This is a genomic window from Mesorhizobium sp. B2-3-7 (assembly GCF_006442695.1).
Classification (GTDB): domain Bacteria; phylum Pseudomonadota; class Alphaproteobacteria; order Rhizobiales; family Rhizobiaceae; genus Mesorhizobium.
The window spans coordinates 312,320-333,869 of the sequence record NZ_VFVV01000008.1; the positions used below are offsets into that span (position 1 = coordinate 312,320).

23 protein-coding genes are annotated in these 21,550 nt (G+C 64.4%); 1 reads left to right on the forward strand and 22 read right to left on the reverse strand.

Going from position 1 to position 21,550, the window contains the following annotated elements; translation table 11 throughout:
• Positions 1-124 precede the first annotated feature (124 nt).
• The 22 genes from FJ940_RS18195 to FJ940_RS18300 all read right to left on the reverse strand — a co-directional run bounded on the left by FJ940_RS18195 (position 125) and on the right by FJ940_RS18300 (position 20,507).
• Positions 125-712: a transglycosylase SLT domain-containing protein gene (locus FJ940_RS18195; RefSeq protein WP_181171782.1), complete on the reverse strand. Its 588-nt coding sequence runs from the start codon at positions 710-712 to the stop codon at positions 125-127.
• Entirely contained in the window at positions 642-2,009 is a 1,368-nt protein-coding gene (locus FJ940_RS18200) for a flagellar hook-length control protein FliK (protein WP_140657397.1), read from the reverse strand. The genes FJ940_RS18195 and FJ940_RS18200 overlap by 71 nt, the downstream gene beginning before the upstream one ends.
• Positions 2,006-3,370, reverse strand: coding sequence for a chemotaxis protein MotC (locus FJ940_RS18205; RefSeq protein ID WP_140657399.1), 1,365 nt, complete (start codon positions 3,368-3,370; stop codon positions 2,006-2,008). Before FJ940_RS18205 ends, FJ940_RS18200 begins: the two co-directional genes overlap by 4 nt.
• On the reverse strand, positions 3,367-4,692 hold the full coding sequence (locus tag FJ940_RS18210; protein WP_140657401.1) for a MotB family protein: 1,326 nt from the start codon (positions 4,690-4,692) through the stop codon (positions 3,367-3,369). The genes FJ940_RS18205 and FJ940_RS18210 overlap by 4 nt, the downstream gene beginning before the upstream one ends.
• On the reverse strand, positions 4,689-5,309 hold the full coding sequence (locus tag FJ940_RS18215) for a hypothetical protein (protein WP_140657403.1): 621 nt from the start codon (positions 5,307-5,309) through the stop codon (positions 4,689-4,691). The genes FJ940_RS18210 and FJ940_RS18215 overlap by 4 nt, the downstream gene beginning before the upstream one ends.
• 3 nt (positions 5,310-5,312) lie before the next feature.
• Entirely contained in the window at positions 5,313-6,962 is a 1,650-nt protein-coding gene (gene fliF, locus FJ940_RS18220; RefSeq protein ID WP_140522324.1) for a flagellar basal-body MS-ring/collar protein FliF, read from the reverse strand.
• A gap of 124 nt (positions 6,963-7,086) precedes the next feature.
• Positions 7,087-8,151 carry a flagellin gene (locus FJ940_RS18225; protein ID WP_140496222.1) on the reverse strand — a complete coding sequence of 355 codons (1,065 nt, stop codon included), beginning with the start codon at positions 8,149-8,151 and terminating at the stop codon, positions 7,087-7,089.
• Positions 8,152-8,414: 263 nt separating this feature from the next.
• Positions 8,415-9,413, reverse strand: a complete 999-nt coding sequence (locus FJ940_RS18230) for a flagellin (RefSeq protein ID WP_140496221.1) — start codon at positions 9,411-9,413, stop codon at positions 8,415-8,417.
• A 214-nt stretch (positions 9,414-9,627) separates the two neighbouring features.
• Positions 9,628-10,359 (reverse strand): flagellar type III secretion system pore protein FliP, encoded by a 732-nt coding sequence (gene fliP, locus FJ940_RS18235; protein WP_140513640.1) that lies wholly within the window; start codon positions 10,357-10,359, stop codon positions 9,628-9,630.
• Positions 10,356-10,850, reverse strand: a complete 495-nt coding sequence (locus tag FJ940_RS18240) for a flagellar basal body-associated FliL family protein (RefSeq protein ID WP_140496219.1) — start codon at positions 10,848-10,850, stop codon at positions 10,356-10,358. The genes fliP and FJ940_RS18240 overlap by 4 nt, the downstream gene beginning before the upstream one ends.
• Before the next feature lie 21 nt (positions 10,851-10,871).
• Positions 10,872-11,576, reverse strand: coding sequence for a flagellar basal body L-ring protein FlgH (gene flgH, locus FJ940_RS18245; RefSeq protein WP_140657404.1), 705 nt, complete (start codon positions 11,574-11,576; stop codon positions 10,872-10,874).
• A complete protein-coding gene (locus FJ940_RS18250; RefSeq protein ID WP_181169624.1) occupies positions 11,573-12,151 on the reverse strand; it encodes a MotE family protein in 579 nt (192 codons plus the stop codon). Before FJ940_RS18250 ends, flgH begins: the two co-directional genes overlap by 4 nt.
• Positions 12,152-12,154: 3 nt before the next feature.
• A complete protein-coding gene (locus FJ940_RS18255; RefSeq protein ID WP_140522322.1) occupies positions 12,155-13,396 on the reverse strand; it encodes a flagellar basal body P-ring protein FlgI in 1,242 nt (413 codons plus the stop codon).
• Entirely contained in the window at positions 13,393-13,917 is a 525-nt protein-coding gene (flgA, locus tag FJ940_RS18260) for a flagellar basal body P-ring formation chaperone FlgA (RefSeq protein ID WP_140496215.1), read from the reverse strand. Before flgA ends, FJ940_RS18255 begins: the two co-directional genes overlap by 4 nt.
• 5 nt (positions 13,918-13,922) lie before the next feature.
• Positions 13,923-14,711 (reverse strand): flagellar basal-body rod protein FlgG, encoded by a 789-nt coding sequence (gene flgG / locus FJ940_RS18265; protein ID WP_140513636.1) that lies wholly within the window; start codon positions 14,709-14,711, stop codon positions 13,923-13,925.
• 11 nt (positions 14,712-14,722) lie between these two features.
• Positions 14,723-15,046: a flagellar hook-basal body complex protein FliE gene (locus FJ940_RS18270; protein ID WP_181165227.1), complete on the reverse strand. Its 324-nt coding sequence runs from the start codon at positions 15,044-15,046 to the stop codon at positions 14,723-14,725.
• Positions 15,043-15,459 carry a flagellar basal body rod protein FlgC gene (gene flgC / locus FJ940_RS18275; RefSeq protein ID WP_140496213.1) on the reverse strand — a complete coding sequence of 139 codons (417 nt, stop codon included), beginning with the start codon at positions 15,457-15,459 and terminating at the stop codon, positions 15,043-15,045. The genes FJ940_RS18270 and flgC overlap by 4 nt, the downstream gene beginning before the upstream one ends.
• Before the next feature lie 2 nt (positions 15,460-15,461).
• Positions 15,462-15,842, reverse strand: coding sequence for a flagellar basal body rod protein FlgB (gene flgB, locus FJ940_RS18280; protein WP_140496212.1), 381 nt, complete (start codon positions 15,840-15,842; stop codon positions 15,462-15,464).
• 86 nt (positions 15,843-15,928) lie between these two features.
• Positions 15,929-16,588, reverse strand: a complete 660-nt coding sequence (locus FJ940_RS18285; RefSeq protein ID WP_140657406.1) for a hypothetical protein — start codon at positions 16,586-16,588, stop codon at positions 15,929-15,931.
• Entirely contained in the window at positions 16,569-17,969 is a 1,401-nt protein-coding gene (gene fliI / locus FJ940_RS18290) for a flagellar protein export ATPase FliI (RefSeq protein ID WP_140657408.1), read from the reverse strand. The genes FJ940_RS18285 and fliI overlap by 20 nt, the downstream gene beginning before the upstream one ends.
• Position 17,970: 1 nt before the next feature.
• A complete protein-coding gene (flgF, locus tag FJ940_RS18295) occupies positions 17,971-18,693 on the reverse strand; it encodes a flagellar basal-body rod protein FlgF (protein WP_140513633.1) in 723 nt (240 codons plus the stop codon).
• A 2-nt stretch (positions 18,694-18,695) separates the two neighbouring features.
• On the reverse strand, positions 18,696-20,507 hold the full coding sequence (locus tag FJ940_RS18300) for a DUF1217 domain-containing protein (protein ID WP_140657410.1): 1,812 nt from the start codon (positions 20,505-20,507) through the stop codon (positions 18,696-18,698).
• A 157-nt stretch (positions 20,508-20,664) separates the two neighbouring features.
• Here FJ940_RS18300 and motA point away from each other — a divergent pair, with 157 nt between their 5' ends.
• A complete protein-coding gene (gene motA / locus FJ940_RS18305) occupies positions 20,665-21,540 on the forward strand; it encodes a flagellar motor stator protein MotA (RefSeq protein ID WP_140496207.1) in 876 nt (291 codons plus the stop codon).
• Positions 21,541-21,550: the final 10 nt, after the last annotated feature.

Genomic DNA, 21,550 nt, shown 5'->3' on the forward strand with positions numbered 1-21,550 from the left:
GGAGTCCGGAATCGCATCGGTTGCATTAGCATGGGGTGAGATATGCTTGGTGCTCCAAGTCCCGGCCAAGTCGAAGCGCAACGCCGAGACTTTGCGACCGATTGCATGAGATGCAACAATACACTCATGGATTGCAGAACGTGCGAGCGTTGCCGGTCCATTTGCCGAAGCCTGTGGCCACCATGTTTGATATCACGCGGCAGACATAGACCTTCTGCGCCGGGTCGTTGTCGGGCCCCGCGTGATAGCGGGCGACAGCCATCGACCAGGTCACGTGACGGGCATGAAGGCTGGCCAGGAAACGCGCCGCATAGTCGACATTCTGACGCGGATCTAGCATGTCCTCGACGCTGCGAAAATGCGCGCCGTGGTAGTGGTGATTGATTTGCATGCAGCCGAGATCAATCAGCGTCTTGCCTTCGCGTCGGGCATTGGCGAAGGTGGCAAGAGCTTCGGCGCGGCTTGTCGGGAAGACCGCTTTTCCTCCTATATTCAATGCGTTGGGCTGCAAGCTGCCCTTCTTGCCGGTCTCGGTCAAGCCGACGGCATAGAGGATGCCAGCCGGCACGCCATAGCGGTCGGCGGCGCGCAGGATCTCCGGTTCGCAAGCATTGGCGGCGGCAGCGGCGCCGCCCGCGAGACTAGATAAAGATATCGCCGCCAGCGCGCTCGCGAGAAGGCGAAGCGGGGCGGCCGTGTGTTTGCGCGTCATCATTGTGTCTTCCGGCGGAATGCTGGCCCGGTTGCTGGCCGCCGGCGCCGCTGTTGCCGCCGCCGGAATTCCCGGGTTGAAAGGACGACTGGTCGCGGCCCGCTGCCGCCTGCAAGGATGCGGTTGCATCAGTGCGGGTCGTTGCGGGGATCGCTACCGAAGGTTGTAGTATCGTGACCTCGTCAACCTCGAAGCCGAGTCCGCGCAGGGACTTGACGATGACATCGCTATCAGAGGACAGCCGGTGGTAGGCGTCATGTGTTTGAGGCTTCAACTCAATCGAAAGTTGTTCTCCGGAGAGGCGAAGATTGGCGGTGACCATGCCAAGCTCGGCCGGATGAAGTTCGATCTTCAACACATGTGTCGCGGCGGCAACAGGGCCTGTCAGTTGCGCGGTTGCGGAGTGTGTCGAAAGCGTCGTTTTCGGGCCGCCATCGGCTGTTATGGCGCCGATCACGTTGAGGGCGGCCTGGCTCATCGGCGCCTGCGGCGGGGCAGGGAAGCTGCGCTCGGAGACCACGTCGATGCGCCCTGCCGCCGACAGTTGTTTTCCGGGCTCGTGCCGCAACGAGGACTGAACATCGGCCATGGATTTCAGCTGCGGTGCCGCCTGCTTCGGATCCACGCCCGGCACTTCGGCCGGCGCTGTCTGGGGCAGCGGCCCGGCCGCGATCGCATTGTCGCGTTTTGGCGTGCCGGCGGCGTCGTGGACGGTCTGGCCATCGAGCTTGGTCAGCGACCCATCGACGAGCGATGTCCGCTCGGGCTTCGAGATCGGGTCGAGATCGTCATGCCCGGCGGCGGATTTCGGCCGGTAGGCCTTCGGCAGGAGCTGCCCGTCGAGCGCCGGTTCCTGTCCGGTTTCGTTCGTATCGGCCGGTCTGGCCGATGTCGAGAAATGGCGCAGGTCATGCAACGCGATCAGCAACGGCAGATGGTCCTCGAGCGGCGTTGTACCTGTCTCGGCCGCTGCGCCATCGGCGTCCTTGTCCGACTCGGCGGTCTTGTCGTCCCTGGCTGCTTTCGCGGCCAGCATTCCGCTGGATGGGATCCTTGCCTTGCCAGCCGGCAGTGGCTCGTCCTTCTGCCCGGCAGGACCGGCGGCAAGCCTGCTCCAGCGCTCATCGCGCGATCCGGCCCCGGCTGCCGGATGCTTGTCCGGGTGGGCCGGCCCGGCCTTGTCGTCCAGCATCTTGCCGAAACCCGTGTCGTCATTTTTTCCGGTCGCCGCCGGCTGTTCCGCCGTCGTGCGCGCGGTGGTGATTCCCGGCAGCGCCGGACCGAGGCTGGGGGTCATTTCGGAGCGGCTCCAAGCATCTGGTCGATCAGGTCGAGCTGTCGACGGGTTTTGACCATGGCGGCATCGGTTGGGTCTGACGTGTCGGTGCTGGCCGCGGCCGCCGGCGCCGATGCCGGCAGGACAGTTGCCGCATCGCCCGGAGCCGGCGCGTTCGGCGCAACGGCCACTGTATCGCCGGATGGCGCGACGGCCGGCCGTTCGGACACAGCACCCTCGACGGGCGGCAATCCGGCGGCGTCGGCCGTCTGCGCGGCGGCAGGCTCGGGCTCGTGCGATGGCATGACCTCGGCAGGTGCCGAGCTGGCGGTCGGGAGGGAAGCGGGCGGCGCCACCACTTCGCCGGCGATGGCCTCGGCGGCGTCGAGCAGCGCGCGGTCGCCGTCCGATAACCGGCTGCGGTCGATCTTGCCCAGCTTGGCGCGCACGTCCTCGATGGTACCCGATGTCACGGTGGACAGGCTTGAGTAGAGCAGGGCGCGCGGATCGCCCTGATTGGTGTTGCCGTCGCGGCCTTGCTCGGCCCGCGCCGAGGCGAAGGCGGACAGTTCGTTCAGGCCGTCGATCGCGGCGCGGCGGGCGATGCGCAGATAAATGACCTTCTCGCGCTCGGGATCCATCATTGAGGTGATATCGGCCAATTTGTCCTGGCTGATCGACATGTGCAGCTCAATCACGCCCGAGACGAAGGAGTCGGCGAACTGGCTGGCATAGGGCGAATAGAGATAGCGCTCGACATATTGTGTGGAGGCAAGCGCAAAGCGCGCCGCGTCGCGCTGCGCGACCGCAATGCCGACCGAGCGGCGCAATGCCGCCTCCTCGACGAGTGTCCCGGGGCCGAGCAATTTCGCCTCGTCGAGCAGCATCAGCGCCGCGGCCGGCTGGTCGCTGGCGAGCAGCGAACCCTTGACCAGGGCAAGGAAGGCGCCGAGGTCGCTGGGCTGCGCCATCGGATCGACCGGCTTCAAGGCTTCGATGGCCTCGCCGGGGCGGCCGTTCAGGTAATCGATGACGCCCCTGGCAAGGGCTAGATCCCGCGCATCGGCGGTGGCGCGCGACACGGCCGCCTCGACGGTCACCGGATTGCCGCCGCTCATGCCGTAGACCAGCAGCGCGCGAAAATTCTTCGGATCCCTGAAATCGTTCTTGTCCGCCTCGCGAAGGCGCGTATCGATCATCTCCAGCAGCTTGGACTGCATCGGCAGCGCGGCGTGGTCGCCGACGGCGATACGGTCTTGAATAAGCTGTAACGAGCGCACCAGCTGATAGGGCTGCAACGAATCCTGGGCGAGGGCGGCCGTAGGCTGGCCGGCCAACAGCAAAAGGCCCATCAAGCGGCTGGTGAAGACCGCCCGCTTCATCCGCCGGTCGCCATCAGTATCTCGATGCGGCGGTTCACCGCCGACAGCGGATCGGCGGGGTCCTTCGGCTGGCGGTCGGCGAAGCCGGCGACTTCGGTGATGCGGCGCTGGTCGACGCCGCCGCGCACCAGCATGTAGTACGCCGAATGCGCGCGCGCGGTCGACAGCCGCCAATTGTCGTAGCCGGCGCTGCGGAACGGCCGCGCGTCGGTGTGGCCGTTGATGCTGATCGTGCCCTTCTGGCTGTTGACGATGCGGCCGATCTTTTCCATCGCGAGCACCAGCTCACGGCGCGGCATCGCGGAGCCGACCTCGAACATGCCGAAGTCAAGCTGGTCGGTGATCGAGATGAGGACGCCCTTGTCGGTGGCTTCGACCGAGACGCCGTCGTGCAACTTGTCGCCAGGTTTGAAGGCATCGGCCAGCTGCTGCCTGACATCGGCCGCAGCCTTGAGCGCGGCCGCGCCCGGCTTCTTTTCGCCGGCATCGGGCTTGGCCGCCTCCTGGGCGGCGGCAACCTTGGCGTCCGCGGGTCCGGCGGTGCCGGCTTTCGCATCGGTGGCCTCGGCGATTGCCGTTGCGGGCTTGCCGTCCTTTGCCAGAGGCGCCGCGATGACCGGCGGCGCAGGCGGCACGGCCTTGACCTTGGCGACCTGCGCCTCGGCGGCCTTGTCGCCGGGCTTCACCGGATCACCTTCGATCCTGGCGCGCTGCGCGCTGGCCTCGGCGCCCGGCGAGGCCACCTGCTGAGACCAGAAATCAGGCTCGAACGGATCGCGATAGGAGGCGCCGCCGGAAGCGCCCGTTGCCGGGCCGGCACTCTGCGCGCCGCCATCGCCCTTCTGGCTGACGTTCTGCATGATGCCGGTGTTGGTGGCGATTTCCGAAAGCACCGCGTAGGGATCGGCGAACAGGTGTTCGTCGGACTGCTCCGACTGCTGCGGCTCCTGCTTTTCCTTTTTGGGGTCGGATGAACCCGCGCCGCCGGCTCCATCCTGTCCGGCCTTGGTGGCCGCCTCTTCCGGATTGTCGGCGGTCAGCCCGATGGCGCGCGGACCGTCGCCGAGATCCTCCAGGCCCTTGCGGCTCGACGTGCGGTCGACCAGCTTGACCGGATTGAAATAGCTGGCGACCGCCGCCTTGGTCTGTTCGTTGGCGGCGTTGATCAGCCACATGACCAGGAAGAAGCACATCATGGCCGTCATGAAGTCGGCGAAGGCGATCTTCCAGACGCCACCGTGATGGCCCTCCTCGTGGTCGTCATGGCCGCGACGCACGATGATGATCTCGTGCCTGGCCTGATCGGCATCGGCGACGCTCATGCCAACACCTGGGAGAGCGTTGCCGACCATTCGGCCATGCGCGTCTCGAACACCGCTTCGTCGATGGAGACCGTGAGGTCGAAGCCGGGAGCTTCGATGAAGTCGAGATTGGCGGCGCGCGCTCCGAGCGAGGCCTTCAGCGCTTCGAAAAGGGAAAGCGGGCCGCGAACGACTATGCGCACCGCTTCGCCATCGCCGACCGCTTCGCGGACCGCACCGGCAAGCGCTTCAAGCGAGCGCTTTTGCAGGTCATCACTGACGATGCCGCCGATGATGCGGGCGACCGTGGCGGCGACGAGGTCCGTCACGCGCGCCTCCATGGTATCGATGCGCAGCGAGACCGCCTCGCCGACATCGCCGCCGAAGCTCTCCAGAAAGGCCTTCGCTTCCTCGGCATTCGCCCGGCGTTCAGCGTCCATCGCTGCTTCGTGGGCAGCCGCAAGCCGCTCGCCAAGCGCTGCCTCCGCCTGGGCGACCGCTTCGGCGATCAGCGTGCCGATATCGGCTTGAGGCACGGCTGCTTCCGGCTCGTGCTCGGCGGCGGCCCTCGGCTGGCTGACACGTTGCGGGCGCGGGCCGAAATCCGGCAGGAGATCGAAAAGGGCTAGGGAAGGCATGGACTACACCGCGACTTCCTGGGCCGCCCATTTGCGCAGGATCTGCGCTGTGCGCTCCTCGTTGAGGTCGACCATGCGGGCAAGCCGCTCCTGCGGCGCGGGCCTGATCTTCTGGCGCAGGTCGTCGAGCGGCGTGGAGCCGGCCCGCACGCCCGGCAAGGCGCCGACGGCCGAGCCGGCTTCGGCGGAAGCCGTGCCCTCTGGCGTCGGCAGCGAGCGCTGGACCTCGTCGAAATTGGGACCGGCTATGGACGGCGTCGCCTTTGCTGTCAGGGCCGCCGCCATCGGGCGCAGGCCGAAGAAGGCCACCAGGAACACCACGACGATGAAGGCGCCGGCATTGATCAGCGTGCCGGCGTGCTGGCCGACGGAATCGAGCATTCCGGCCTGCGGGATCGCCTCGCCGTCGAGCCCGTCGATGAACTCGACCGCCGAGACGTCGATGACATCGCCGCGCTTGTCGTCGAAGCCGGTGGCAGAGGTCACCATCTTCTGGATGTCGGCGACGCGCTTGGCGATCTGTTCGGGCGTGGCGTCCTTGCCCAGGATCGCCTTCAGCCGATCCTGGTTGACGACCACGGCGATAGACATCTTGGTGACGCTGTAGCCGTTGGAGACGGTGGCGATCTTCTTGGAGTTGATCTCGTAGTTGGTGATCTCTTCCCTGCGGTCGTTCTGCGAGGAGGATTGCGGACCCTCGGTGGCGGTCGTCTGCGTCTCGGGCAGGTTCTGCTCGACGCTGGCCGGGGTGGAGGCCTGCTTCTGGTTGTTGTTCTCGTTGGCGCGCACCGACTGCACCGAACGCTCGACGCGCGACTCCGGATCGAAGATCGTCTCCTCGGTTTGGCGGGTATCGGTGTTGACGTCGGCCTTGACGCTGGCGCGGAAATTGTCCGGGCCAAGATACGGGGTGAGGGCGCGCCGGATGTTGTCACCGATCTGCGCCTCGACGGTCTGCTCGACGCCCAGCGTGCGGGCGGCACTTGTGTTGGAGGGATCGTCTCCCGCCGCCAGCAGATTGCCGTTGGAATCGAGCACCGTCACCTTGTCGGCCGACAGGCCGGGAACGGCGGCGGCGACGAGATGGCGGATCGACATGGCGCTTTTCTCGGCGTCGATGCCGGCGTAGCGGATGACGACCGACGCGGAGGGCTGCTGCTCGTCGCGGCGGAAATTGGCACGCTCGGACATAACGATATGGACGCGCGCAGCCTTGACGCCCGCGATCGACTGGATGGTGCGCGATATTTCGCCCTCCAGCGCGCGCACACGCGTGATCTGCTGCATGAAGGAGGTCAGGCCGAGCGAGCCGACATTGTCGAACAGTTCATAGCCGGCATTGGCGCTGGTCGGCAGGCCCTTTTCGGCAAGCAGCATGCGGGCCTGCGCGGTGGTGCCGGCCGGGACCAGGACCGAGGTTCCGTCGGAGCCGACGTCGAAGCCGATGCCGGCCTCGCCCAGCACGAGGCCGATCTGGTTCACGTCGGCGCGGTCGAGCCCGACATAGAGCGTGTCGTAGGCCGGACGGTTGAGATAGACGGAAGCGACACCGATGACGCTCATCACCAATGCGGCGATGCCCGCCAGCATGGCCAGGCGCTTCACGCCAAACCCGCGGAGATTCGCGATGATGCTCTGGATCTGTTCCGGCACGGTCGACTACTCCCAGCATGACTGTCCGCTGGAACACTAGCCCTCGAAGCTTGTGCGAAAATGAAATCGGGCCGCGCTCGGCGCGCGGCCCGTCAACCTTGAGGTGAAGACGTCGAGTGGGCGGTCAGCTCTTGAACAGCGACAGGATCGACTGCGAGGAACTGTTGGCGATCGACAGCGACTGGATGCCGAGCTGCTGCTGCACCTGGAGCGCCTGAAGGCGGGTCGATTCCTTGTTCATGTCGGCATCGACGAGCTGGCCGACACCGCGGTCGATGGAGTCCATCAGGCTCTGCGTGAAGGTCTTCTGCAGGTCGATGCTGCTCTTGGCCGAACCGAGGATGGTGGCGGAATCGGTCAGCTGGCTCATGACGTTGTCGATCTTGGTGATCATCTGGGTGATGATGTCGTCGGTCACGCCCGCCGCAGTGATGTCGAGATTGTAGGCGGAAATATTGTCGACCTTGGCAACCGCCCCCGCCGCGGTCTGGCCGGCGGTGTTGGCTGCGATATCCGTTGATCCACCCGCGATCGATGCCGCATAGGCGGTGTCATACAGGGTCTGCGCGGCCGCGGTCGAATAGACCGATGTCTTGCGGTCGAGAATGCCCTGGTTCTTGACCTCGCCGGCGAGACCGGAATCGAAAAGCTTGGTGCTCTCGACATCGATGTCAATCGTCCCGAGTTGGACGGCGCCGGACGAGGTGCGGTTGAACGAGGACACGATCTTGGAGTCGGGCTGGACGCCGTCATTGGCGGCCGACACCTGCTTGGAGATCACCGACAGGAAATTCGAACCGGAGAAGGTGGCGGCGTCGGCAAAGGATTTCATCTGCGCCTGAAGCGCCGTGATTTCGGTCTGCGTCTTTGCCTTGGCGGCATCCGTCTGGCCGACGGTCGAAAGCAGCTTGGTTTTGATCTTGCCGATCGTGTCCAGCACATTGTTCATGCCTGTATAGGCGGTGTCGACCTTCGAGGCGCCGAGGCCGAGCGCATCCTGCACGGTCGAGAGCGCCTGGTTGTCGGAGCGCATGGTGGTGGCGATCGACCAGTAGGCGGCGTTGTCGGAGGCTTCGGAGACGCGATAGCCCGTCGAGACGCGGGCCTGTGTCTGCTCGAGCGACTTGTTGGTGGCGTTGAGGCTTTGAAGTGCAGTCAACGCCGCAGCGTTCGTCATGATGCTCGCCAAGAAACTCGCTCCTTCTCTAAGCCGGCATGCCCACAGGCCTGGTCGGCCTGCCCATCGGCTGCGATCGTGCCGGTCGGGCCGATTCGACAACCTGTCGTAAGCTATTGGTTAACCATAGCTAGCGCGATATGGTTAACGCCCTGTTAAAAGTCAGCTTTCGACAGTTAAGGAACGAGGATTGCGCGGGGCTGGAGCAAACGCAATCGGGCCGCGCTTTTGGCGCGGCCCGATATCTTGGTGCTGTTCGTGGATGGTGAAGGCGATCAGCCGCGGAAGAGCGACAGGATCGACTGCGACGAACCGTTGGCGATCGACAGCGCCTGGATGCCGAGCTGCTGCTGAACCTGCAGGGCCTGGAGGCGGGTCGATTCCTTGTTCATGTCGGCATCGACGAGCTGGCCAACGCCGCGGTCGATGGAGTCCATCAGGCTCTGCGTGAACGTCTTCTGCAGGTCGATGCTGCTCTTGGCGGCGCCGAGCGTGGTGGCGGCGTTCGTCATGTCCTTGAGCGCGGCGTCGACGACGTTCATCATCCCCGAGATCTGGTCGTCGCTGAAGCCCTTGCCCGTTGCGGAGTCGAAGATCTTCAGGCTGGCGACCGAATAGGTGTCGCCGGCCGCAACGGTAGCACCAGCAGCCGGAGTAGCCGCCGTGGCGGTGACGCTGCCGTCGGTGCCCAGACGCGCGGCGTCGAGGATGCCCTTCGCGGTGCCGGCCGTGGTACCCGCCTCGTACAGCTTGGTGCTTTCCACGTTGACGTCGATCGTCGAGATCGATACCGCGCCGGAAGCGTCACGGTTGAAGGCCGAAACGATCTTGATGTCCGCCACGGACGTGCCCGTGCCGCTGTCCACGGACAGCATGTTGGTGCCGGAGAAGCTGGCGCCGTCGGCATAGGCCTTCAGCTGCTTCTGAAGGGCGGCGATTTCGGTCTGGGTCTTTTCCTTGTCGGCATCCGTCTGGCCGTAAGAGGCGGTCAGCTTGGTCTTGATCTGGTTGATGGTGTCGATCGCGCTGTTCATGCCGGTGTAAGCGGTATCGACCTTCGAGGCGCCGAGGCCGAGCGCGTCCGAAACGGTCGACATCTGCTGGTTGTCGGAACGCATCGTGGTGGCGATCGACCAGTAAGCGGCGTTGTCCGAAGCCTGGGAAACGCGATAGCCCGTCGAGATGCGGGCCTGGGTGGTTTCGAGGTTCTTGTTGGTGGCGTTCAAGCTCTGCAGCGCGGTCAGCGCCGAGGCATTGGTCATGATACTGGCCATGTCTACTCGTACCTTACTTTTTACAGGTGTTTTTTGACATACCGGATTGGCCGGTATGACGGAGCGGCATCATGCCAATGATCTGTCTGAGACCCGATCACCCGCCATCTGCGGGGAATATGGCGGCAAGTCCCTACCAAAGGACTAAACCGGACGGTTAATCGAAAAATATTGTCGAAAAAAACGGGAGGGCGCGGTTCGGCGCCGGGCGCGATCAGTTGAAGGAGCGCACCAGGCTGCCGACAAGCAGGTTCCAGCCGTCGATCAGCACGAAGAACAGGATCTTGAACGGCAGCGACACCACCGTCGGCGGCAGCATCATCATGCCCATCGCCATGGTGATGGTGGCGACGATCAGGTCGATGACCAGGAACGGCAGCACGATCAGGAAGCCGATCTCGAAGCCGCGCCTGATCTCGGAGATCATGAAGGCGGGCACCAGGATGCGCAGGTCGACGGTTTCCTTCGCAACGGTCTGGCCGCGTTCGCGCGCGAGGTCGGCGAACAGGTCGAAGTCCTTGTCGCGCACATTGTGCAGCATGAAGGTGCGGAAGGGATCGGAAATCTTCTCGAAAGCCTCGGTTTGGCTGATCTGGTTGTCCATCAGCGGCTTGACGCCGGTATTCCAGGCCTGGTCGAAGGTCGGTGCCATGACATAGAAGGTCATGAACAGCGACAGCGAAATGAGGATAAGGTTCGCCGGCGTCGACTGCAGGCCGATGCCGGCGCGCAGGATCGAGAAGGCGATGACGAAACGGGTGAAGCTTGTCACCATGATCAGCAGGCCCGGCGCCACCGAAAGCACGGTGAGCAGGCCGAACATCTGGATGATGTAGCCAACGGTGGTGCCGTCGGCCTTGCCGATGCCGCCGAGGTCCAGTTGCTGGGCCGTTGCGATCGATGTGGCGGCGCCGAGCAGCGCCGCGGCAAGAAGAAATTTCTTCATTCGAGCAGCAACGTCCTGATGAGTACCTGCTTGGCATGCCCCTGGCTGCGGATCGAGGCGCGCTCCTCGATATCGGCCTTCAGGTGCTGATAGCCGCTGGCGCCTTCGATCTGGTGCATCTTCAGGGTGCGCACGAAGGCCAGAAGATCCTGATGGATCTCATCCGACATTGCCGGCGGCTGCGGCGCGTCGTAGACCACCGACACTTCCATCCTGATCCAGGTCTCGGCGGGCGAGGCGATGTTGGTGGTGATCGGCGCCAGCGCGACGAGTGACGGTCCCGTGCCGGGCTCTTGCGCGTCGGCGGGCTTGGGCACCTTGCCCTCGTTTTCCGGCGCGACGGGTACCGATGCCGGTGCCCCCACACCCTTGAGATAGCCGCCGGACAGCCAGCCCATGCCGATGGCGGCAGCCGTCACCAGGAGCAGCATGGCGCCCTGGACGGCAAGGGAAGGACCCTTGCGAGACGGAACCTGTTCGACGCTGGCCACGGTGCTGCGGTCTCCAATGCCCTAGAACGGAAGAACCTGGTCGAGGATCTGCTGGCCGTAGGCCGGCTGCTGGACCTCGCTGACGCGGCCGCGGCCGCCATAGGAGATGCGCGCCTCGGCGATGCGTTCATAGGAGATGGTGTTCTCCGCGCCGATATCCGACGGGCGCACCATGCCGGCGATGGTAAGCACCCTGAGCTCATAATTGACACGCACTTCCTGCGAGCCCCTGATCATCAAATTGCCATTGGGCAGGACTTCGGTGACGACGGCAGCAACGTTGAGCTCCAGGTTCTCCGAGCGCTTGATCTCGCCGTCCGCATTGGTTTCGGTGCTGGAGCTCAGGCCGGCGTCGCCCTTGCCGCTCGTGCTCTTGTCTTCCCATCCGAGCGTGACGTCGTAACCCAGCTTGCGCGAGGCGGTGCGGCTCCTGTCGTTCTGGTTCTTGAAGTTGGCCTTGTCGTTGAGCTTGATCCTGACGGTGAGAATGTCGCCTTCGCGCAACGCCCTGGGATCGGTGAACAGCCGGCTCTGGCGATCGTCCCACAGCGAGAATTTCTTGACCGGCGCCGCAGGCGGCTCGGGATAGCTGTAAGGCGAAGCTCCTTCATTGCCGATGCCGGAACCGACCGGCGACAGGGAAGGCTCCCTGCCGATCTCCTTGAGATTGGTGCCGCAGCCGGACAAAGCTGTGACCGCGCACAGGATAAGCGTTCTGCGGATCATGACGGATCTACCCTTCGGGCTGCGCTGGCCATGATGCCGGTGAGCGTCGCCGCCGCCTTCTGGTCCATTTCGTTGAGGATGACGCCGGCCTTGCGCGAATCCAGCTTCATCAGGATGGCCGCGGCTAGATCGGCATTGACAATGGCCAGGCGCTCGGCCGCCGCGTCGGGCTTCATGCCGGCATAGATCTTGACGACGCTGTCCTCGGCCCGGGCCAGGAACACCTCGCGCCGCTTCAGCCAGGTCTCGTATTCGGCCCGCTTTTCGTCCAGTGCCTTCATGCGTTGGTCGATGCCGGCCTGGAGCTGTTTCAACTCCTCCGCCTGCAACACGTAGCGGCGGTCGCGGGCGGCGTCGGCTATGTTGGAGCAGAAGCGCTCGATCTCGCTTTGGTCGGGAGCCTTCTCCCGGGCCAACAGCTGCGGCGCGGGTGCGGGCGGCGCCCCCGGCAGGACCTGGCGGACGGCTTCCTCGGCATGCACGCCGCTGGAAAAGGCCGCCAGAGCGCAGGCCGCGAACAGGATCGCGGCGGGGCGGCGTCCTTGATGGAATGAGAGGGAGGAGATCATCGGCATCGCCTATTGGAGAACCAGGTCGGCCTGCAGGGCGCCGGCCGACTTGATGCCTTGCAGGATGGCAATGATGCCGTCGGGCTTCACGCCGAGGCGGTTGAGACCGGAAACAAGGGTTTGCAGGTCGGGGCCGTCGAGCACGGCGACGCGTGCGTCGGGCCGGCTGGCGTCGATGGCGGTAAACGGCTCGACGGCGGTTTCGCCCTTGGAGAAGGGTTCGGGCTGCACGACGCGTGGTGCTTCGGTGATGCGCACCGTCAGCGTGCCGTGGCTGATGGCCACGCGCGAGATCTTGACGTCGTTGCCGATGACTATGGTGCCGGTGCGCTCATCGATGACGACGCGGGCCGGCGTATCGGATTCGACCACGAGGTTCTCGATCTCGGCGTAGAAGCGGGCCGCCGATACGCTTTTCGGCCGTCTGATTTGCACGGTGCGGGAATCGCGCTCGGCCGCCACGCGCATGCCGAAGCGCTGGCTGGTGTAGTCATTGATCGCGTCGGCGATGCGAATGGCGGTCGAGAAATCGGGATTGCGCAACTGCAGCGTCAGTATCGGCTGGTCATCGAACTCGGCCTTCACGGCACGCTCGATGATGGCGCCGTTCGGCACGCGGCCCGCGGTCGGGACGCCTTGCGTCAACTGCTCGGCCTGACCCTGGGCGGTGAAGCCCGAAACGATGACCGCGCCCTGGCCGACGGCATAGATTTCGCCGTCCGCCGCCTTCAGCGGCGTCATGATCAGCGTGCCGCCGGCGAGCGAGGTGGCGTCGCCCATCGAAGAAACGTCGATGTCGATGCGCGCGCCCGACTGCACGTAGGGCGGCATGTTGGCGGTGACGATGACGGCGGCGACGTTCTTGGCGCGCGCTCTGCCGCCTTCGGTGGCGATGCCGAGATTCTCCAGCATGGCGCGGATCGACTGTTCGGTGAACGGCGAGTTGCGCAAGCTGTCGCCTGATCCGGCGAGGCCGATGACCAAGCCGTAGCCGACGAGCTGGTTGTCGCGCGAACTCTGCAGCTGCGCGATGTCCTTGATGCGCGAGGCGACCTGGCCCGGCGGCAGCGAGCTTGGCCCGGGCGAGACGCGGAACATGCGCGTGGTGGTGGCCGGATCATATTCAGGATCGTCATAGACGCCGCCATTCCTGGCGGCGAGTTCGCGCTTGGCCTTGGGCGTGAGGCCGTCGGCCAAGGCAGGCTGCAGGCCGAGCGCGGCTGCAAGCAGAAGAGCAAGCGGACGCATCATGAAGCGCTGACCTGGATGGTTCCGTCGGCCATCACCGTGCCGGAGAGAATCTTGCCGCTGTCGCTGTTGCGAACCTTGATGAGATCGCCGGCCGAGCCTGGCTGCAAGGTCACGGCGGTGGCCGATATCGTCAGTCCGCCGGCGATGAAGAAGACCTGCACGGCTGCGCCCTGCTCGACCAGCCAGGCGTCGCGAATGGCGGCGGCGGGGATGTAGCGGCCGGGCAGCAGCGTGCGCTTGGCGATCTTGCCCTGGAGTTCCTCGGCAAGGGTCGCCACCGCGTCGGGCTTGTGCTTGCCGGGGATGAGGGTCACCTGCTTGAGGGCCGCGAGCTCGATGGTCTCGCCGGGATAAATGACCCGGTTTGGGATCAGCACGACCTCGCCGGCAGGCTGGCTGCTGGCGATCTGCGTTGCCGACCGGTTGGCCGCGTCCTGCGCGAAAGCCGGCATGCCGCCGGTCACCAGCGCAAGGACGAGCGCGGTGCGGCGGAACGCGGAGCAGGAGACCGGACCGGCCATTGTCGTTACCTGATGTTCTTGGAGACGACCGAGGCCATGTCGTCGGCGGCCTGGATGACCTTGGAATTCATCTCATAAGCGCGCTGCGCCGAGATCAGTTCGGTGATTTCCTTGACCGGGTCGACGTTGGAGGCCTCGAGATAGCCTTGCTGGATGGTGGCAAAGCCGGGATCGCCCGGCACGCCGGCATTGGCGGGGCCGGAAGCGGTGGTTTCCTGGAACAGATTGTCGCCGAGCGGCGCCAGTCCCGCTTCGTTGGCGAAGTTGACGATCTGGAGCTGGCCGAGATTCTGCAGATCGGTCTGGCCGTCGATGCGGGCGAAGACCTGGCCCGTCTTGTTGACGATGACCTCGACGGCGTCGACCGGGACGTTGATCGCTGGAATGACGCTGGCGCCGTCCACCGTCACCAGCTGGCCTGTGGCGTTGGTGTTGAAGGCGCCGGCGCGGGTATAGAGCGTGCCGCCATCGGCGCCTTCGATCTGGAACCAGCCCCTGCCGGTGAGCGCCATGTCGAAACTGTTGCCGGTGCTGGTCAGTTCGCCCTGGGTGTGGACGTTGCGCACGGCGGTGGTCTTGACGCCGAGGCCGATCGAGACGCCTTCCGGCACCAGCGAAGCGTTGGAGCGGTTGGGCACGCCTTGCGTGCGGTCGACCTGGTAGAGCAGGTCGGAGAATTCGGCCCGCGCCCGCTTGTAGCCGGTTGTGTTGATGTTGGCGATATTGTTGGCGATGACTTCCAGATTGGTCTGCTGGGCGTTCATACCGGTGGCGGCGATGGCGAGTGCTTTCATGGCCGAACTCCTCAGATGCCCATGCGGCTGACTTCGAGATAGGCCGAAACGACCTTGTCGCGGATGGCGACGGCGGTCTGCAGCGCCTGCTGGGCGCTCATCACGGCATCGACGACCTGACGGGTGTCGGCGTCGCCCTTGAGCGCCTGGACCGAGACCTGCTCGGCGTTCTGCAGCGTGTTGACGGTCTTTGTGGCCGCCTGGCTCAGCGCCTCGGCGAAGGAGGTGCCGAGGTTGCCTGCGCTCGCGGGCGCAACGCCGCCCTGAAGCAGCTCAGTCGCCGTGTCGCCAAGTCCAGGCTTCAAGTTGAGCGCGCCGATGCCGTTCACGATCATTGGTTCCTCATCAGGTCGATGGTCATTGAAATGAGATCGCGCGCCTGCTTCACGACTTGCAGGTTAGCCTCGTAGGAGCGGTTGGCCTCGGTCATGTCAGCCATTTCGATCAGCACGTTGACGTTGGGCATCTTGACGTAGCCCTTGTCGTCGGCGGCCTCGTTGCCGGGTTGGAATTCCACGGGAAAATCGCTGGGATCGCGGTCGATCGAGTTCACTTCGACCGTTGAGCTGCCAGTGGTCCGGTCGAGCTCCGAGACGAAGCTGATGGTCTTGCGGCGATAGGGGTCGGAGCCGGGGGTGGTGCCGGTCGACTGGGCATTGGCGAGGTTTTCGGAAACCACGCGCAGCCGCTCCGACTGGGCGCCGAGGCCGGAGGCTGCTACTTTGAGGGCTGCTGTGAGCGCGTCCATGGTCAGCTCTTCACCGCCATCATCATCATCGAATGGAATGCCTTGACGATTGCCGTGTTGAGCTCGAAGGAGCGGCGCACCTCACCGGCCTTGAGAAGCTGGTCCTCGAGCACGACGGTGTTTTTTGACGGCATGACGACGCCGTCGTCTTCCTGTGGCTTGATCGCGAAACCGGCATTGGTCGCGGCGCTGCCGAGGTGTCCGGCCTGTGTCGTCTGCAACGACACCGCCGCGCGGTCGAGCACCTTTTCGAACGGCTCGACATCGTTTGCCGTATAGCCCGGCGTGTTGGCGTTGGCGATGTTGCCGGCGACCGCCGACTGACGCACGGCCAGCCATTGCGCCTGCTTGGCGGCGAGATCGAAAAGAGAAACGGGCTCCATGGGAATCTCCGGGCGTGTGCCCAAAGACTAGGCCGCCAGTCTTGCGCGGACCTTGCGGGCGGACGCAACCGGCAAGCGCGGCGAACTTATCTGGAAAGCTCGATCACCTGGTTGGCGCTGGTGACCATCACCCATTTGCCGTTGCGTTGCTCGATCGACGACACCTTGTTGGAATCCGGCAGTATCGAGCCGCGCTGGACCATCCACAGCCCGGTGTCGTCCTCGATCATGGCGCGGCCATTGGCGACGTGGACCATGCGGAATTTGGTGACGTCGGCTGGAAAGGGCTGGTCATCTGGTGCCGGGGCGGCGCTGGGATCGTCCTGCACGGTTCCGGTGGCAAGCAGGTCGATATTGGCATTCGGAACGTCCTTGGCCGTCAGCGGCGCGCTGCGCTCGGCAACCACGCCGCCGCCCTCGCGTCCAGAATTGGTGCCGGTGCCGCCGAACTTGATTGCCTGGACGCCGAACTGTTCCTGATTGAAGAAGATATACCAGGGGAACAGCGCGCAGATCAGGCCGAGCGTGATGCCGAGCGCGGCGATGACGAAATCGCTGCGCCGGCCGGCCTTCTTGCCCAGCCTGGGAAACGCGGTCTTGGGCGGCTGCGGCCATTGCGGCGCCGCGAAGAGCCCGTCGATGGCCGAGTTGCGGCTGGCTTCGATCTCTTCTTCGGCTTTCGTCTCAGCGATCATTTCGCGCAGGATACGCTCGGTATGCTGGAGCTCAGTCCCCTTGTTCGGCATTCTGCTTTCCCTTGAGATGGCGGGCGAGATCGGAGAACGGATCAGCGGACGGGCGGTCCTTCGGCGATTGCATCAGCGCCTCGTAGATCAGGGGTACCTGGCGCACCGCCATATCGAGTTCCACGTCGGCGCCGCCCTGGTAGGCGCCGAGCAGGCGGATGTCGCGCGTGTCCTCGAAGCGGGAGATCATCGACTTCAGCCGCGTCACCAGCGCGCGCTGCTCGACGCTCCAGGCCTTGCCGGCCAGGCGTGATATGGACGACAGCGGATTGACCGGCGGATAGCGGCCCTGTTCGGCAATCGCGCGGTCGAGCACGACATGGCCGTCAAGGATGCCGCGCACGGAATCGGCCACTGGATCGTTGTGGTCGTCGCCGTCGACCAGCACGGAAATGATCGCGGTGATCGATCCTTTCCCTTCCACTCCCGGCCCGGCGCGTTCGAGCAGCTTCGGCAGCTCGGTGAAAACCGAAGCGGGATAGCCGCGCGCGACCGGCGGCTCACCCGTTCCCGTCGCCACTTCGCGCAGGGCGTGGGCAAAGCGGGTGATCGAATCCAGCACCAGAAGCACGCGGTGGCCCTGGTCGCGAAAATGTTCGGCGACACGCATCGCGGTGTCCGGCGCGCGCCGGCGCATCATGGCGCTTTCGTCGCTGGTGGCGACGACGGCTACGGTCTTGGCCATGCTGTCGCCGATCGTGTCCTCGAGGAATTCGCGGACCTCGCGGCCGCGTTCGCCGATCAGCGCCACAACGACGGTGTCGAAGGCGTCTGCGCCGGCGAGCATGGCCAGCAGCGTCGACTTGCCGACACCGGAACCGGCAAAGACGCCCATGCGCTGGCCGAAACAGAGCGGCGTGAAAATGTCGATGATCTTGACCCCGGTCATGAAGGCGGTGCCGACGCGCTGGCGCGCCATGGCGCCCGGCGTTGCGGCGGCGGCCGACATGCCGTCGCCCCTGACCAATGGCGGACCGCCGTCGATCGCCCTTGTGAGCGCGTCGATCGTGCGGCCGCGCCACGAGGCATGCGGCGCCACCGCGAGCGGACCGCGACGGAAAACGGCGTCGCCTATGCCGGCATCGGCACTGCGTTCGAAGGGGGCCACGACAATCTCGTCGCGGCTGATCTTGACGATCTCGCCGCGGCGCGTGCCGGCATGGCCGCGCTGTTCGACAAGATCGCCCAGCCTGGCGAAATCCGAAAGGCCGCGCACCTTGTAATGCGTCGATGTGACTTCGGTGACGAGGCCGCCGCGTTTGAGCAGTCCCTCGGCATCGCTGAAGCGCCGCCATATCCGCTCCAGCGCGGCAAGCCGGTCTTCCGGCGTTGGCTGGGGCAGTCTTTCGGGTGCGCGCAGGGTTGGCTGGTCGAGCGACATGCTACTTCGAGCCGAGCGTCTTGATCGCCTCGTCGGTTGAGGAATCAGTCTGCCGCATCAGGGCGGCGGTGTTCTCGAAGGCGCGCTGGACCATGATCAGCCGCGTCATCTCCAGCACCGGATTGACGTTGGATTCCTCGACGAAGCCCTGGGCGACGCCGATATCGGCGCGATCGGTCACCGGCTCGGGCGTGCGCGCCGGCACGATGCCGGAATTGCCGTAGCGCACGAAATTCTCACCCGGATCGAAATTGTACAGGCCGATGGAGCCTACCAGCTGATCGTTCTGGCGCAACGATCCGTCGGCTCCGGCCTTGGGCGGGCCGTTGCGGGGGTCGAGCTGGATCGGTGCGCCGCCGGCGTCGAGCACGGGATGGCCCTCGACCGACATCAGCTCGCCATTCTCGTTCATCGAGAAGCGGCCATCGCGGGTCATGACGGTGCCGACCGGCGTCTCGATGGCGAACCAGGCGTCGCCCTGTATGGCGAAATCGAACGGATTGCCGGTCTCGGTCAGGGAGCCATGGGCGCCGGAAAGGTAGGTCTTGCCCGAGGAGGCGAAGGACACGGATTTCGGCCCGGTGCCGGACACCACGTCCTCGAACTTCACGCCGGTGGCGCGAAAGCCGACGGTCGAGGCGTTGGCGACATTGTCGGCGATCGTGTCGAGCCGACGCTCGAGCGCGATCTGCGAGGAAAGGGCGACGTAGAGACTGTCCCGCATGGTCAGAACTTCAACTTCTGCATGGCCATCATCAGGTCGGTGGAGATCCCCGCCGTGACCGGCTTGGCGAAGAGCACGCTGATCGACGACACGGCTGACGAGGTCGGGTGGTTGATCTCGTACATGGAGGTGAAGCGGGTCAGGAACTTGCCGAGCTTTTCGGGGTCGGAGAAATCGGAAATATCGAGCTTCTGCTCGAACAGCTGCGCCTGCTTGTCGACGTCGGCGGTGGCGAAGGAATCGGGCAGGCCGAGCACGGTGCGCACCACACTGGCAAGAGCGGTGTCGGCGAGCACATTATACCAGCTGGTGATATCGGGCGCCTTGCGCTGGAAATAGAGCGCCAGCCGTACGCCCTCGTTGGTTTGGCCGGCATCCTCCTCCAGCGTCTGGCGCATGTATTTGTCGACGGTCGGCTGCTGTGCCGGATTGGTCGTGGTGGCCGCTTCGCCGTATTGTTCGAAGTTGAAGGCGGAGGCGAGCCCGGCATAGGCTTTGTTGGTCATCTTGTTGGCGACGCTGTCGGGGTCGCGGACGCCACCGGCCAGGACGCTGCGGATGAGATCCTTGCTCTCTGTCGCCGGATCGAGCGCGTAGGCCGACAGGGCATAATTGTACAAGCGGCTGTTGGCCATCAGATCGTCGATGGATTTCACGTTCGTGATGTTCGCCAGGTAATATGCGGTCTCCGACTTGATGTAGTCCGCATTCGGCTTGATCAGGCCAAGCGCCGACTCTGTCGTGTAGATTTTCGGCGTATCTTTCAGCACTGCGTCGCGCGTGGTCGTCTGATCGCCATATTGGGCAAAATCGAAGGCCGTGACGAAGTTGGCGTATCGTTTATCGGTCAGCTTGTTTGCAGGGCTGTTGGGATCGCTCACGCCGCCCTCGAGCATGGCGCGGATCTGCCGCGGGGTTTCGGTTGACGCATCCAGTCCATAGGACGCCATGGCGAATGTAAGCAGGCGCTTGTCCGCCATGAGGTCGTCAATCGACTTCACCTTGGAAATGTTTGCCGCGTAGTAGTCGGCCTCGCCCTTGACGTACTGCGCGCTCGGCTTGACCAACGTCAGCCCGGCTCCGGCCATGTAGCCCTTAGGCACCGCCTGCTGGACGTTGTCGCGCGTGGTCGTCTGATCGCCATACTGGGCGAAGTCGAACGCCGAGACGAAGTTGGCGTAACTCTTGTCGGTCAGCTTGTTGGCGGGACTGTTGGGATCGCTGACGCCACCTTCGAGCATCGCCCTGACCGTTGCGGCCGGTTCGGTTTCGGCGTCGAGCCCGAATGCGGCCATCGCGTATGTCAGCAGACGGCTGTCGCCCATCAGGTCGTCGATCGACTTAACCTTGGAGATGTTGGTGACATAATAGGCGGTTTCGCTCTGATAATAAGAGAAGCCCGCCTGCGAGGCGCCGATCTGGACTTGCAGCGCATAGTTGCCGGTCACCAGCTGCTGCGACTTGTTGTAAACGGTGGTATTGGCGCCGTTGGCTGCGAAGTTGAAGGCGCTGACAAATTCGGCGTAGCGCTTGTCGGTCAGCTTGTTGGCGAAACTGTCGGGGTCGGAAACGCCTTCCTTGAGCGCCTTGACCATGAACGCCTTGGCGTAAGCCATGTCCTCCAGGCCGTAGGCCTTCATGGCATATTTGAACAAACGGTCATTGTTGACGAAATCGTCGATCGATTTCACCTTGGTGATGTTGTCCAGATAATATTTGGTGTCGCGATCGACCGCCGGCTGCTTTTCGATGCGGTCGATCGACTTGTCGATGTCCCTAGTGATCAACTGGTAGCTGGTATAGGTACTGAGCAAGGACGCGCCTCCGGCCGAAGCTATGCCAGCACAATAGACTCACTTCCTTGCGCGAAACTGAATCGCGCCGATCGGCTCGATGCCGCTCCGATTCAAGCCTCACACAAGGCACGGGGACTATCCCTTGCACCTGACTTGAAATGCGGAAGGACCTCTCGTGGGCATTCTGATTGGACTGGTGGTGACGCTCGGCTGCGTCCTTGGCGGCTTCATGGCCATGGGCGGGCATCTGCATGTGCTGATGCAGCCCTGGGAAGCGGTGGTCATCTGCGGCGCCGCACTCGGCACCTTCCTCGTCGCCAATCCGATGAAAACGGTCAAGGACACCGGCAGGGGCATCCTCGAAGCCTTCAAGCAGGCCGTGCCGAAGGAGCAGGATTATCTGGAAACGCTCGGCGTGCTGCACAGCCTGATGCGTGAACTGCGTTCGAAGTCGCGCAGCGAGGTCGAGGCGCATATCGACAATCCCGAGGAATCGGCGATCTTCCAGGCATTCCCCACCGTGCTGAAGAACCACGACCTGACGCATTTCATCTGCGACTATTGCCGGATCATCATCATCGGCAACGCCCGTTCGCACGAGATCGAGGCGCTGATGGATGAGGAAATCCAGACCATCAAGTCCGACAAGATGAAAGCCTACCACGCGCTGGTGGCGGTCGGCGACGGCCTGCCGGCGCTCGGGATCGTCGCCGCCGTGCTCGGCGTGGTCAAGGCGATGGGCGCGCTCGACCAGTCGCCGGAAATCCTTGGCGGCCTGATCGGCGCCGCCCTCGTCGGCACCTTCCTCGGCATCTTCCTGTCTTACGCGGTGGTCGGGCCCGTCGCCACCAAGATCAAGACGGTGCGCGAGAAGAAGAACCGGCTCTACATCATCGTCAAGCAGACGTTGCTCGCCTACATGAACGGCGCCCTGCCGCAGGTGGCGATCGAGTTCGGCCGCAAGACCATATCGTCCTATGAACGGCCGACCATCGACGCCGTCGAGCAGAGCACGATGAACACCGGCTCCGCCGAGAAAAGGGCCGCCTGAGCGATGCGCG